Below are 12,982 nucleotides of genomic sequence, written 5' to 3'. Positions count from 1 at the left end.
CGCACCGGATCTCAGGAGCACCTCTTGACCAGCACCAACGCCACCGACACCCTCCCTCGTCCGACCAGCCTCGCCGAGGTGAAGGGCTGGTTCTTCCCTGCTGACCAGCTGCTCTTCGACTGGTTCCTGGCCCGGCAGCAGGCCCGCGACGTCCACGGCGACCTGCTCGAACTCGGCGCCTACATGGGCAAGAGCGCCATCTTCATGGGCGGGTACCTCCGCACGGAGGAGACCTTCACGGTCTGCGACCTCTTCGACTCGCCGGCGCTCGACGACCCCAACTCCAGGGAGATGAACCGCTCTTACGCGACGCTGACCCGCCGCGCCTTCGAGTCCAACTACCTGTCCTTCCACGACGAGCTGCCGAAGATCCTGCAGGGCCCGTCGTCCATCGTCACCGATCACGTGGCCGAGAACAGCTGTCGCTTCGCGCACATCGACGCCTCGCATCTGTACGAGCACGTGCACAGCGACATCGAGGCGGCCGCCCAACTCCTGGGCCCCGACGGCATCGTGGTCCTCGACGACTTCCGCGCGGAGCACTGCCCGGGGGTGGCCGCGGCGACCTGGGGCGCGGTCGCGACCACGGGGCTCAAGCCGCTGTGCATCACCGGCACCAAGTTCTACGGGACCTGGGGCGGCGGGCACGACGAGATCCACCAGGAACTCGTGGAGATGCTGAAGCAGCGCGGCGATCTGTGGCACGGCGTGGAGCAGGTCGCGGGCCGCGCGATGATCCGCATCGACGGCAAGAAGGCCAAGTCCCCTGCCCAGCCCACCTCGAAGCACCGCGCGGCGGACGGCGACAAGCCTGCCGGGCAGGTGCCCACTCAGGCCCGGCGAAGCCTCTCCGCCCGCCTGGCACGGCCCTTCAGGGGGCGCTGAGCACCCCCTCAACAGGGCTCGGAACCAAGGGTGTCTGCCCCGGTCGGCGGGGGCAGACACCCTTTCCTGCTGTCCGTCGCCGTGTGCTGTTCCTGTCCGACGCCGTGTGCTGTTCCTGTCCGTCGCCGCGTGCCGCTCGCGCGAAGATCCCCCGGATGCCACACCTGGCGTAACCGGAGCGGAAGACAGCCAGTTGCTGTGCAGAGCCCCACGTCTGCACATCGAGAGAGGCTGTCTTGTTGCGCTTCAGCATCATCGTTCCCACCCACGCGGTCGCGGGCCTGCTGCCCGGCTGTCTCGACTCGGTGCTCGGGCAGTCCTTCGCCGACTTCGAGCTGATCGCCGTCGTCTCGGAGCAGGAGGGGCTCGGCGCCTCGGCCCTCTCCGGGCAGGCGGGCCGCGATCCGCGGATCAGAGTGGTGTACGAGTCTGCTGAGGGTGGCCTGCCGGCCGCGCGGAACGCGGCCCTGAAGGTGGCCCGGGGCGAGTTCGTGCTCTTCCTCGACGGGGACGACACCCTCGTCCCGGGCACCCTGAGCGCCTTGGACGCGCGGCTCACGGAGACCGGGGAGCCCGATCTGCTGCTCTTCGACCACGAGAAGGTGCACTGGTACGAGGGCAGTCAGGGCCCGGTCCTGGACCGCCTCTGGCCGGGCGCCCCCGCCGGGGCGTTCGGGCTCGGCGGGCATGCCGCGCTGCCGGACGTCCTGGTGCCCGCCTTCTCGGCCGCGTACCGCCGTGAATTCGTCGAGAACGCTCGACTCGCCTTTCCCACCGGGATGTTCACCGATGTCGCCTGGAGCGCGCTGGCCGCGCTGCGGGCCGACCGGATCGCCGTCCTCGACCGGATCTGCGTCCGGCATCTGCAGCGCCGCCAGGGTGCGCGCAACCGGCTGCCCGGGGCGCACCATCTGGAGCTCCTCGACCAGTTCGACCTGGTGATGCGGGAGGCGGCCGGCCTGAAGCTGCCGAAGGGCACGCTGAACGCGCTCTTCCGGCGGCTGGTCCACGAGGTGCTCAAGACCGCGGCGACCCCGGGACGGCTGCCGTCCACGCGGCTGCGCCGACGCTTCTTCCGGCGGGCGGCGGGGCTCTACCGGCAGCACCGGCCGGCCGGGTTCTGCACGCCCGGCGGCAGCGTGGGACTGCAGCACCGGCTGCTCGCCACCGGCGCGTACGCCGCGTTCCAGGTGCTGCGCGGCGCCAAGGGGTCGACGGCCCTGGCCGCCCGACTGCGGCCCCGGCCGCGCACCCGCACCCCGTACGCGCGCCACCTCAGGCGGCCCGTCGACGAGAAGCTCGCCGTCTACTGCGCGTACTGGGGCCGCGGTTACACCTGCAGCCCGGCCGCCATCCACGCCGCCGCGCGGCGCCTGGCCCCGGACATCCGCTCGGTCTTCCTGGTCACCAAGGACGCGGTGCCCCGGCTGCCCGAGGACATCGAGTACGCGGTGATCGGCACGGCCCGCTACTGGGAGGTCCTGGCCCGCGCCAAGTACCTGATCAACAATGCCAACTTCGAGGGCACCGTCGTCAAGCGGCCGGGCACCGTGCACCTGTCCACCCAGCACGGCACCCCCCTGAAGAAGATGGGCATCGAGCAGGCCGCCTACCCGGTGGTCACGGCCGCGACCGGCAGTCTCGGCCGGCTGCTGCAGCGCATGGACCGCTGGGACTACAACCTCAGCTCCAACCGGCACTCCACCGAGGTGTGGGAGCGCGCCTTCCCCGGCAGCCACGAGACACTCGAGTACGGCTATCCGCGCAACGACGCGTACTACACCGCCACCGCCGCCGATGTGCGCCGCATCCGCGAGCAGTTGGGCATCCCCGAGGGGCGTACCGCCCTGCTGTACGCGCCCACCCACCGCGACTACCGGACCGGCTTCGACACCCAGCTCGACCTGACCGCCTTCTGCGAGGCGGTCGGCGAGGACTTCGTGGTGCTGCTGCGCGCCCACTACTTCTACGACGAGGGCGACCGGCGCCTGCCGCACGAGCGGATCATCGACGTCACCGGCCATCTCTCCTCCGAGGAGATCTGCCTGGCCGCGGACGCGCTGATCACGGACTACTCGTCGATCGCCTTCGACTACGCCAACTTGGACCGCCCGATCGTCGTGTACGCCGACGACTGGGACGTCTACCGCGAGACCCGGGGCATCACCCTGGACTTCCTGGCCGGGGCCCCGGGGCCGGTCGCCCGCACCCCCGAGGAACTGGCCGACGCCTTCCGGTCCGGCGACTGGGCGGGCGCGGAGTCGGCGGCGCGCCGTGCCGCCTTCCGGGAGCGCTTCTGCGAGTTCGACGACGGCCGGGCGGCCGAGCGCACCGTGCGCCGGGTACTGCTCGGCGAGCCGGCCGACGCCATCGAGCCACCGGTGCCGCTCGCCCGGCGCACCCCCGCGCCCGCCGCCGCACTGCGCGTGCCCGCCGCCACCACTGCCCAAAGGAGCTGACCCGTGCCCCGCTTCAGCATCGTTGTGCCCGTCTTCAAGGTGCAGGGGTACCTGCGTGCCTGCCTCGACTCGGTGCTCGACCAGTCGTTCACCGACATCGAGCTGATCGCCGTCGACGACTGCTCACCTGACCACTGCGGCGACATCCTCGACGAGTACGCGGCCCGCGACCCGCGCGTGACGGCGGTCCATCTGCCCGAGAACGTGGGGCTCGGCCGCGCCCGCAACGCCGGCCTTGACCTGGCCACCGGCGACTACGTCCTCTTCCTCGACAGCGACGACTCCTACACGCCCGGTCTGCTGCGCGCCGTCGACGACCGGCTGCGCACCACCGACGACCCCGATCTGCTGGTCTTCGACCACGTCCGCACCTTCTGGTGGGGCCGGGCCAACCGCGGCACCACGTCGGAACTGCTGGCGCAGATCGGCACCGGGACCTTCCGGATCGAGGACGATCCCGCGTACATCCATCTCTTCCTGGTCGCCTGGAACAAGGCGTTCCGCCGCGACTTCTTCCTCAAGCAGGGGTTCCGGTTCGCGCCCGGCCTGTACGAGGACGCACCCGTCAGCTATCTGGCGATGATCACCGCCGAGCGCATCGGCTGCCTGGACCGCGTCGGCGTCGAGTACCGCCAGCGCCGCCAGGGGGCGATCACCCGCACTCCCGGGCGCAAGCACTTCGACATCTTCACGCAGTACGAGGGGCTGTTCGCCTTCCTCGACGGGCGCCCGGAATTCGAGTGGGCCCGGCCCCTGCTGTTCGAGCGGGCCCTGGACCACATGCTGTTCGTGCTGGCCTGTGACGAGCGCGTGGCGCCGGCGGACCGCAAGGAGTTCCACCGCGAGACCGCGAGGTTCTACCGCAGCCACGTGCCGCGCGGCTTCACCCCGCCGCGCGGCCCGCGGCGCACCGAGTTCCGGCTGCTCTCCGCCCTTCCGTACGCGGCGTACGCGACTCATCGGCGGCTGCGGGCCATGGCCCCGGCGACGCGGGCGCACACGGAGAAGCTGACCAAGCGTCTGCACCACATGGTCAAACAGGCCTGGTACAAGGCGCAGTTGATGCGCCGACTCGACCCGCGGCTGGCGGTGTACGCGGCCGGTCACCATCGCGGGGTCTTCGGCGACCCGGCCGCGATCCACGCCCGGGCCGGTCAACTCGCCCCGCACATCAAGGGGGTGTGGGTGGTGCAGGCCGACGCGGTCGATCAGGTGCCGCCCGGCACCGACTACGTACTGGCGGGGTCCTGGAGCCACTACGCGGTGATGGCCCGCGCCACATATTGGATCAACCAGTTCAACTGGGCCGGGAACCTCGTCAAGCGCCGTGGCACGACCCACATCCAGACCCACCAGGGCACCCCGCTGAAGTACATGGGCCTCGACCTGCTCGACCGGCCCGCCGGCCGGCACGGCTTCAATCTGCGGGCGATGCTCCGGCGCAGCGACCGCTGGGACGTCAGCCTGGCCGCGAGCCGCTATGCGGAGGAGGTCTGGCAGCGCGCCTACCCCTGTCACTTCACGTCCCTGCGCACGGGCAGCCCCCGCAACGACGTGCTCGTGCGCGGCGACGCCGGACGCGCGGCCACGACCCGTGAGCGGCTCGGCATCCCTGCCACCGACACGGTCGTCCTGTACGCGCCGACCCGCCGCGACTACCGCGCGGGCGGCCACGTACAGCGCGTCGATCCGGAACGTCTGGCACGTGCGCTCGGCCCCGGGCACACCCTGGTCGTGCGGCTGCACCCGACGCTGGCGGGCGCACCCGAGCGCGACCTGGAACTGCGCGATCTGCACCGCGCGGGCCTGCTCGTCGACGCCACCGACGAGGCCTCGGTCGAGGATCTGATGCTCGCCTCGGACGCTCTGGTCACCGACTACTCGGCCCTGATGTTCGACTACCTCTGCCTGGACCGGCCGGTCGTCGTGCACGCCGACGACTGGGACGTGTACCGGGTCAGTCGTGGCGCCTACTTCGACATCACCGAGGACGCGCCCGGCCATGTCACCCGCACGGATGAGGAGTTGGCAGCGGTCTTCAGTTCCGGTGCCTGGCGGGACGAGGAGTCGGCGCGGCGCCGGGCCGGGTTCCGTGAGCGCTTTTGCGAGTACGAGGACGGGCGCGCCGCCGAACGTGTCGTACGCCGGGTGATGCTGGGCGAGCCGGATGCCGCGCTGCTGCCGGCGGCGCGGCGGGACAGCGAGAACACCGGGCACACCGAGCACACCGGACCGGCGCCCCGGCCCGCGCAGAGCGAGCACGTGCCGGGCTGAGCCGAGCTGCACGGGAATGCCGTCGGCCGCCTCGGATTCCGAGGCGGCCGACGGCTTTTCGGTGCGGCGGGGACGTCAGGCCTGCTGGCCGGCCATGACCGTGATCAGCCCGAGCACCACCATCACGGACCCCGACCAGGTCCACAGGGTGGTCCGCTCGTGCAGCACGGTGGCGCTGACCAGGACGATCAGCAGGTACCCGAGGGCATTGAACGGATAGGCGATCGACAGCGGCACCTGCGCCAGAGTCGTCATCCAGGCCACCGCGGAGACCGCGAACACGGTCAGGCCGAACAGCACCCACGGAGTGGTCATGGCATGCACGGCGATGGATCCGCCGCGCCGCTCGGCCGTGCTCGCGGCCACCCGCATGCCGTGCTTGAGCAGCAGCTGGCCCGCCGCCGACGAGAAGACGGCGAAGAGCAGCAGTGCGAGAGCGGGGAGGGTCAAGGTCCTTCTCCTGACGGGTGGTTCGACCTCAGGGGCCGCGGACGGCTCAGACCCGGACTGCTGCGGTACCGGCCGGCTCGGCGGGGCTGTACTGACGGTTGAGGAGCTCTTGGACATCGATGTGCTCTCCGGCCACGATCGTCTGGGCCGCATGCGGGGTGAGCGATGCGACGTACTGGTAGCCGAAGAGGGTCGGCCTGATGCGGGTGAGCAGCCGGGACGCGGCACCCAGGGTGCGGGCCACGATCCCGCCGCCGAGCACGGACCAGAAGGGCGCGCCCGTCGAGGTGAGCGCGATCAGGTCGTAGCCGGCCGCCTTGACCGTGCGGCGCAGGCTGCCGCGGGTGAAGAAGCGCAGATGGGTCTCGTCGAGGATGCCGCGCCGGTCGTAGTCGAAGGCGCCGGCCGCCACCCGCAGCCGCGAGTACCAGTGGCTGAAGTTCGGTACGGAGAGCAGCACTTGACCGTCGGGCCGCAGCACCTCGGCGACCTGCGCGAGCAGCTGCTCGGGCCGGGACAGGTGCTCGATCACGTCGCCGGCGACGACGTAGTCGAACTCGTCGCCGATCTCGTCCGGCAGGCCCGCTTCCAGGTTGGCCAGGACGAAGCGGGAACACTTCTCCCGTACGCCCGGCACCTCGATGTAGTCGACGCCGGTCACCTTGTGGCCGAGCGCTTCGAGGCGCTCGGCGAACAGGCCGCCGGAGCAGCCGAGGTCGAGGACCCGGCCGGGGGGCAGCTTGCGCATCTGCTCCAGGATGACGGCGTGCGAGGAGCCGTCGCCCTCCTTGAACGCGTACTCCGCGGGCTTGGGGATCCAGGGGCAGGTGCCGAACCCCTTGAGCGCGAGCCGGTATTCGAAGACGTCCTTGATGACGTCCTTGGCGTACCGCATTCCGTTGACGTAGCAGATCTCGTCGCCGTAATACGTCGGAATGGGGATCTCCTTGATCCGCATTCCGGCATCGATGACCTGGACGATGATCTGGGTGTCGAAGTCGAACTCGTCGGTGTTGCGGTCGATGGGGAGCTTCCGCAGGGCGTCCACGCTGTAAGCGCGGTAACCCGAGTGGAATTCGGTGAGCTTGGAGCCGAGCAGCTTGTTCTCGAGCCGCGTGAGGATGCGGTTGCCGAGCCACTTGTACATCGGCATTCCGCCCTTGCGGGCGCCGCCGTTCTTCATCATGCGGGAGCCGAACACGGCCTCGCATTCGCCGCGTTCGATGGGCGCCACCATGTCCGGCAGGAGTTCCGGCGCGTACTGGCCGTCGCCGTGGAGCAACACCACGATGTCCAGGCCGCGTTCCATGGCGAGCGCGTATCCGGCCTTCTGGTTGCCGCCGTATCCCAGATTCTTGGTGTGCCGCATGACCACGGTCTTGGGCCGGTCCTCCAACTGCGACCATCGGCAGCCGGCGGTGAAGGTCTCGTCGTGGCTGGCGTCGTCGAGGATGAGAATTTCGGCGATCCGGGAGCGGAAATCCTCCGGGATACGGTCGAGCGTCTTCTCCAGAGTCGACTCGGCGTTGTACGCCACGACCAGGATGCCGATCCTGGGAGCCGGGCTTTCGTTCACGGGTGGTTCTCCACTTTCCCTCGGGGGGTGGTCAGTTGGCAGCAGACTCGGCGGGTTCGGGCCGGTCGGCGGATGCGGAGCGCGGGGTGACGAGCGGCACCGGGGCCGGCTCCCCGGGAACGGTCAGGAGTTTGCGCATGCCATCCGCGATGGCGACGGCGAGCACCACCCAGCCGACGGCGGCGAGCACTTGCAGGGGCTCGCTCCAGACCACGGCGGACCGCCCCGCGTACGCCAGGTAGGCGACGGCTCCCAGGACGGCGTTGCAGGCGAGGCCCTGCCACAGGCCGACCGCGCACACCGCGGTGGCGGCCCAGGCCAGGTACTGCACGCCGGACGCCGTGGAGAGCAGGAGCAGCAGTGCCATGGTCAGCCCGACCACCGCCGGTGCCTCGTCGGGCCTGCGCCAGGCGAGCCAGACCCCCGCGGCCACGCAGGCCAGGACGAACAGGAAGTGACCGTCGCCGCGTGCGAAGCCCATCACCGGCTCGGGCACCCCGAGCCAGTCGCCGAACTTCATCAGCCCCCACAGCCGCCAGCGGCCGCCCTCATAGGCGAGGACGTTCGCCTTGAGGGCCGCGGGCACCGTGAGCAGGGCCGGCCCCCACAGCAGCGCCATCAGGCCGCCGAAGCCCGCACCGAAGCGCAGCAGCACCGCGCGCCCGCCCCGCAGCGCCACCACGAACAGCACCGGGATCGCCACGATGGGCACCAGCTTGACGCTGATGGCCAGGGCGGCCACCAGGCCTGCCGCGAGCGGGAGTTTGCGATCCGCAAGCAGATGGGCAGCGGCGAGCGCCAGCGTGACAGCGATCGGATCGGTGTTGCCGTGATAGGCGGAGACCCCCACCAGGACCGGACTGAGCGCCACGGCCAGCGCGCACAGCACGGCGCTGCGCAACCGGACGCGCCGCCGCATGATTTCGAAGACGAGCAAACAGGCGACGGCGTCCGCCAAGGAAGACGGCAGTCGAATGAGCACCCCGAACGGGAGTCCCATTCCCTCGAGTTCCGTCATCGCCGCGAGCATCCACCCGGCAAGCGGCGGGTGGTTGTAGACGGGAAGTCCGGGGAGGTCCTGTGCATAGACGCGTACGGGCCCGAACTTCTCGATGGCTTGGGCGAATCCGTGGAAGAAGCGGACGTCCGCCGTCCCGGGCGTCGTGACGACAAACCAGATCCGCAGCAGCAGTCCGGCCGCCGCCAAAGAGACGACAGCCCAACGCGCTCTGCGGACCCGGTCGGAATCCTCTCGCTGTTCGCTACTCAAGCTCATGGCCGTGGAACGTATCAACGCAGGCGAATCCCCTGCCGAACCGATGAACACATAGGAACGGCCCCGGAGTTCAACTGCCAGGGGATCTGGAGCCGCACAGTGGACACGGCGGTTCGCTGATTCACCCGGAAGGCCCACAGGCCCCCGTAATCCGGATGGTTATCTCTCGTTCACTACCTGTCCCCCTGCAGACATCCCTGCATGCACGGGCCCCGTTCATCTCTTCGTTCACCCGCCATCAGCGCGAAGGACAGACACAGTGAAGGCACTCGTACTTTCCGGCGGCGCCGGCACCCGGCTGCGGCCGATCACTCATACGTCCGCCAAGCAACTCGTCCCGGTGGCCAACAAGCCCGTGCTCTTCTACGGCTTGGAGTCGATCGCGGCGGCCGGCATCACCGAGGTGGGCATCATCGTCGGTGACACCGTCGAGGAGATCAAAGCCGCGGTCGGCGACGGCTCCCGCTTCGGGATCGACGTCACGTACATCCACCAGGACCAGCCGCTCGGTCTCGCGCACGCGGTGCTGATCTCCCGGGACTTCCTCGGGGACGACGACTTCGTGATGTACCTGGGGGACAACTTCATCGTCGGTGGAATCACCGATCTGGTACGGGAGTTCCGCACCAGCCGGCCCGAGGCCCAGATCATGCTGACCAAGGTGCCCGACCCGCGCTCCTTCGGTGTGGCCGAACTCGACGGCGAGGGGCGCGTGGTGCGCCTGGAGGAGAAGCCGGAGCAGCCGCGCAGCGATCTGGCGCTGGTCGGCGTCTATCTCTTCACGCCGTCGATCCACGAGGCCGTACGGTCCATCAAGCCGTCCGCACGCGGCGAGTTGGAGATCACGCACGCGCTGCAGTGGCTCATCGACGAGCGGCGCGAGGTGAGTTCGACCACCATCTCCGGCTACTGGAAGGACACCGGCAATGTGGTCGACATGCTGGAGGTGAACCGGTCCGTGCTCGAACTCCTCGAACCCGTCTGTGAGGGTTCCGTCGCCGACGACACCGAGATCATTGGCCGGGTGCACATCGGCGAGGGGGCAACCGTGCGCGGCTCCCGGATCGTCGGTCCCGCGATCATCGGCCCCCGTACCACGGTGGAGAACTCCTACATCGGCCCGTCCACGTCGATCGCCGAGAACTGCCGGATCACGGACAGCGAGATCGAGTACTCCATCGTGCTGTGCGGGTCCTCGCTGGACGGCGTGGGCCGCGTCGAGTCCTCGCTGATCGGCCGGGACGTCGAGATCACCCCCGCCCCCAACACCCCTGCCGCACACCGTCTGGTGCTCGGCGATCACAGCAAGGTGCAGATCTCCGCATGACGCAAGGCCTCCGCATGACCCAAGGCAAGGACCACGCCCCCCGCATCCTGGTGACCGGCGGTGCCGGGTTCATCGGCTCGCACTATGTCCGTACGCTGCTCGGCCCGGGCGGCCCCGAGAGCGCCGTCGGCGCCGATGTCACCGTGCTCGACAAGCTCACCTATGCGGGCAACCCGGCCAACCTCGACCCGGTGCGCGACCACCCGCGCTTCCACTTCGTGCAGGGCGACATCTGCGACGCCGAGCTGGTGGGCAAGCTGGTCTCCGAGCACGACCAGATCGTGCACTTCGCGGCCGAGTCGCACGTGGACCGCTCCATCCAGGGCGCCGACACGTTCGTCCGTACCAACGTGCTCGGTACGCAGGTGCTGCTTGATGCCGCGCTGCGCCACCGGCTCGGCGCCTTCGTGCACATCTCGACGGACGAGGTGTACGGCTCGATCGAGGAGGGCTCCTGGCCGGAGACCGACCCGCTCGCCCCCAACTCCCCGTACGCGGCGGCCAAGGCGTCCAGCGACCTGCTCGCGCTCTCGTACCACCGCACCCACGGTCTCGATGTCCGGGTGACCCGCTGTTCCAACAACTACGGGCACCACCACTTCCCGGAGAAGATGATCCCGCTGTTCATCACCCGGCTCCTGGACGGCGGCCGGGTGCCGCTGTACGGCGACGGTCTGAACGTCCGGGACTGGCTGCACATCGACGACCACGTCCAGGGCATCGAGCTGGTCCGCAGCCGCGGCCGGGCGGGCGAGGTCTACAACATCGGCGGCGGCACCGAGCTCACCAACCGGCGCCTCACCGAGCTGCTCCTGGAGCACTGCGGCGCCGACTGGGACCGGGTCGACCACGTCGAGGACCGCAAGGGCCACGACCGGCGCTACTCGGTGGACTGCACCAAGATCCGCACCGAGCTGGGCTACGTACCGCGCAAGGACTTCCCGACCGGGCTCGCCGAGACGGTCCGCTGGTACCGCGAGAACCGCTCCTGGTGGGAGCCCCTGCTCGAACGGTCCGGGCTGTGAACACCCCGGCGGCGAGCGGCCGCTGGCTCGTCACGGGCGCGGGCGGCATGCTCGGCCAGGACGTCACGGCGCTCCTGGAGCGGACGGGTCCTGCCCATGTCGCCCTAAATCGGGCTGAGTTGGACCTCACCGACCCGGCCGCGGTCTCCCGTGCGCTCATGGACGTACGTCCCTCGGTGGTCGTCAACTGCGCGGCGTGGACCGCCGTCGACGACGCCGAGGAGCGCGAGGCCGAGGCGCTGCGGATCAATGGCGCGGCGACCGACGTACTGGCCACCGCCTGCGGCGCGCAGGGCTGCGTCCTGCTGCACGTGTCGACGGACTACGTCTTCGCGGGCGACGCGCACGCCCCCTACGCGGAGAGCGGGATCCCCGCGCCGCGCACCGCCTACGGCCGCACCAAGCTCGCCGGGGAGCGCGCGGTGCTCGACCGGCTGCCCGAGCGCGGCCATGTGGTGCGCACGGCCTGGCTGTACGGCGCGGGCGGCGCCAACTTCGTACGCACCATGATCCGTCTGGAGGGCGTCAAGGAGACCCTGGACGTCGTCGACGACCAGCGCGGTCAGCCGACCTGGACCGCCGACCTCGCGGACCGGCTGCTCGCGCTCGGCCGGGGCGCGCTCGCGGGCACCGCGCCCGGCGGGGTCTACCACGGCACCAGCGGCGGCGAGGCGACCTGGTTCGAGCTGGCCCAGGAGACGTTCCGGCTGCTCGGCGCCGATCCCGGCCGGGTGCGGCCCACCACGAGCGCCGCCTTCGTGCGGCCCGCGCCCCGGCCCGCGTACAGCGTGCTCGGCCACGAGCGCTGGCGGGCGGCCGGCCTGGCACCGATCGGCGACTGGCGGGCGCGTCTGGCCGAGGCCTTCCCCGCCCTGCTCGCGGCCGAACGGGGCGGGCGAGCAGGGCAGGGCGCCGCGGTCAGTGCTGCACGGGAATAGCCGCCGGGGTGCGGCGGCCCTCCACGGCACGGGCCTGGAGCTCGCGCTGCCAGGCCACGCACTCCTCGTAGTCGGGCAACAGGCCCCCGCGCTCGGCCTCGGCGAGCGTGGGGGCCGCCGCGTCCTTCTCCGAGAGCAGCGGCGCGAGGTCGGCGGGCCAGTCGATGCCGAGCTCCGGGTCGAGCGGGTGGATGCCGTGCTCGCGCTGCGGGGCGTAGCCGGTCGAGCAGAGGTAGACGACGGTGGCGTCGTCGGTGAGCGCCATGAAGGCGTGGCCGAGACCCTCGGCGAGATGCACGGAGCGGTGCTCGGTGTCGTCCAGGCGGACCGCCTCCCAGCGACGGTACGTCGGTGAGCCGACCCGGATGTCGACGATCACGTCGAGGACCGCGCCGCGCACGCACTTGACGTACTTCGCCTGCCCGGGCGGCACATCGGCGAAGTGGATGCCGCGCAGGGTGCCGCGCGCGGAGACCGAGCAGTTGGCCTGGGCGAGGCCCAGGCCGTAGCCGGTGGCGGTGCCGAAGTCGCCCTCCTTGAACCACTCGTGGAAGCCGCCACGGCCGTCCGTGAACACCCGCGGTTCCATGACCCAGGCGCCTTCAATGCTCAACGGCCGCATGTGCAGCCCTCCTTCGGACGTAAGACAACTTCGGACTCGGGCAACTTCGGGACAACAACGGGGTTCAACCCGCTTCGCCCGTCCCGGTCACCTCCGGTGCGCCATACGGGGGACATCTCCGCGCCCCGCGCTTTCGCGCCGGGCTGGTTT

10 protein-coding genes are annotated in these 12,982 nt (G+C 70.4%); 6 read left to right on the top strand and 4 right to left on the bottom strand.

Going from position 1 to position 12,982, the window contains the following annotated elements; all coding sequences use genetic code 11:
* The first annotated feature begins 24 nt into the window (after nucleotides 1-24).
* From OG430_RS29700 to OG430_RS29690, 3 genes are all read left to right on the top strand, one after another.
* Complete coding sequence (locus OG430_RS29700; RefSeq protein WP_327355688.1) at nucleotides 25-885, top strand: class I SAM-dependent methyltransferase; 861 nt, start codon at nucleotides 25-27, stop codon at nucleotides 883-885.
* A 236-nt stretch (nucleotides 886-1,121) separates the two neighbouring features.
* On the top strand, nucleotides 1,122-3,344 hold the full coding sequence (locus tag OG430_RS29695) for a bifunctional glycosyltransferase/CDP-glycerol:glycerophosphate glycerophosphotransferase (RefSeq protein WP_327355687.1): 2,223 nt from the start codon (nucleotides 1,122-1,124) through the stop codon (nucleotides 3,342-3,344).
* A gap of 3 nt (nucleotides 3,345-3,347) precedes the next feature.
* Complete coding sequence (locus tag OG430_RS29690) at nucleotides 3,348-5,618, top strand: bifunctional glycosyltransferase/CDP-glycerol:glycerophosphate glycerophosphotransferase (protein ID WP_327355686.1); 2,271 nt, start codon at nucleotides 3,348-3,350, stop codon at nucleotides 5,616-5,618.
* Nucleotides 5,619-5,693: 75 nt separating this feature from the next.
* Here the strand turns inward: OG430_RS29690 and OG430_RS29685 are convergent, their stop codons facing one another.
* The 3 genes from OG430_RS29685 to OG430_RS29675 are packed head-to-tail and all read right to left on the bottom strand — an operon-like array spanning nucleotide 5,694 to nucleotide 8,920.
* Nucleotides 5,694-6,068: a hypothetical protein gene (locus OG430_RS29685; RefSeq protein WP_327355685.1), complete on the bottom strand. Its 375-nt coding sequence runs from the start codon at nucleotides 6,066-6,068 to the stop codon at nucleotides 5,694-5,696.
* A gap of 46 nt (nucleotides 6,069-6,114) precedes the next feature.
* The gene (locus tag OG430_RS29680) at nucleotides 6,115-7,644 is read right to left on the bottom strand and encodes a bifunctional glycosyltransferase/class I SAM-dependent methyltransferase (RefSeq protein WP_327355684.1); all 1,530 of its coding nucleotides are present in this window, start codon (nucleotides 7,642-7,644) and stop codon (nucleotides 6,115-6,117) included.
* Nucleotides 7,645-7,675: 31 nt separating this feature from the next.
* Entirely contained in the window at nucleotides 7,676-8,920 is a 1,245-nt protein-coding gene (locus OG430_RS29675; RefSeq protein ID WP_327355683.1) for a glycosyltransferase family 39 protein, read from the bottom strand.
* A gap of 259 nt (nucleotides 8,921-9,179) precedes the next feature.
* Here OG430_RS29675 and OG430_RS29670 point away from each other — a divergent pair, with 259 nt between their 5' ends.
* Genes OG430_RS29670 through rfbD form a run of 3 tightly spaced genes read left to right on the top strand, consistent with a single transcriptional unit; the run spans nucleotide 9,180 to nucleotide 12,210 of the window.
* Nucleotides 9,180-10,247 (top strand): glucose-1-phosphate thymidylyltransferase, encoded by a 1,068-nt coding sequence (locus OG430_RS29670; protein ID WP_327355682.1) that lies wholly within the window; start codon nucleotides 9,180-9,182, stop codon nucleotides 10,245-10,247.
* On the top strand, nucleotides 10,244-11,272 hold the full coding sequence (rfbB, locus tag OG430_RS29665; RefSeq protein WP_327355681.1) for a dTDP-glucose 4,6-dehydratase: 1,029 nt from the start codon (nucleotides 10,244-10,246) through the stop codon (nucleotides 11,270-11,272). Before OG430_RS29670 ends, rfbB begins: the two co-directional genes overlap by 4 nt.
* The gene (gene rfbD, locus OG430_RS29660; protein ID WP_327355680.1) at nucleotides 11,269-12,210 is read left to right on the top strand and encodes a dTDP-4-dehydrorhamnose reductase; all 942 of its coding nucleotides are present in this window, start codon (nucleotides 11,269-11,271) and stop codon (nucleotides 12,208-12,210) included. Before rfbB ends, rfbD begins: the two co-directional genes overlap by 4 nt.
* Here the strand turns inward: rfbD and rfbC are convergent.
* Nucleotides 12,191-12,832: a dTDP-4-dehydrorhamnose 3,5-epimerase gene (gene rfbC / locus OG430_RS29655; RefSeq protein ID WP_327355679.1), complete on the bottom strand. Its 642-nt coding sequence runs from the start codon at nucleotides 12,830-12,832 to the stop codon at nucleotides 12,191-12,193. The genes rfbD and rfbC overlap by 20 nt on opposite strands.
* Nucleotides 12,833-12,982 lie beyond the last annotated feature (150 nt).

Source organism: Streptomyces sp. NBC_01304 (genome assembly GCF_035975855.1).
Classification (GTDB): domain Bacteria; phylum Actinomycetota; class Actinomycetes; order Streptomycetales; family Streptomycetaceae; genus Streptomyces.
The sequence above is the reverse complement of the archived record's forward strand: the minus strand, read 5'-3'. Positions and strand labels throughout refer to the sequence as shown.

What these genes read in the sequence shown, in the direction of transcription:
- OG430_RS29675 (WP_327355683.1), bottom strand. Translation starts at nt 8,920, where the DNA reads ATGAGCTTGAGTAGCGAACAGCGAGAGGATTCCGACCGGGTCCGCAGA.
- rfbB (WP_327355681.1), top strand. Translation starts at nt 10,244, where the DNA reads ATGACGCAAGGCCTCCGCATGACCCAAGGCAAGGACCACGCCCCCCGC.
- rfbC (WP_327355679.1), bottom strand. Translation starts at nt 12,832, where the DNA reads ATGCGGCCGTTGAGCATTGAAGGCGCCTGGGTCATGGAACCGCGGGTG.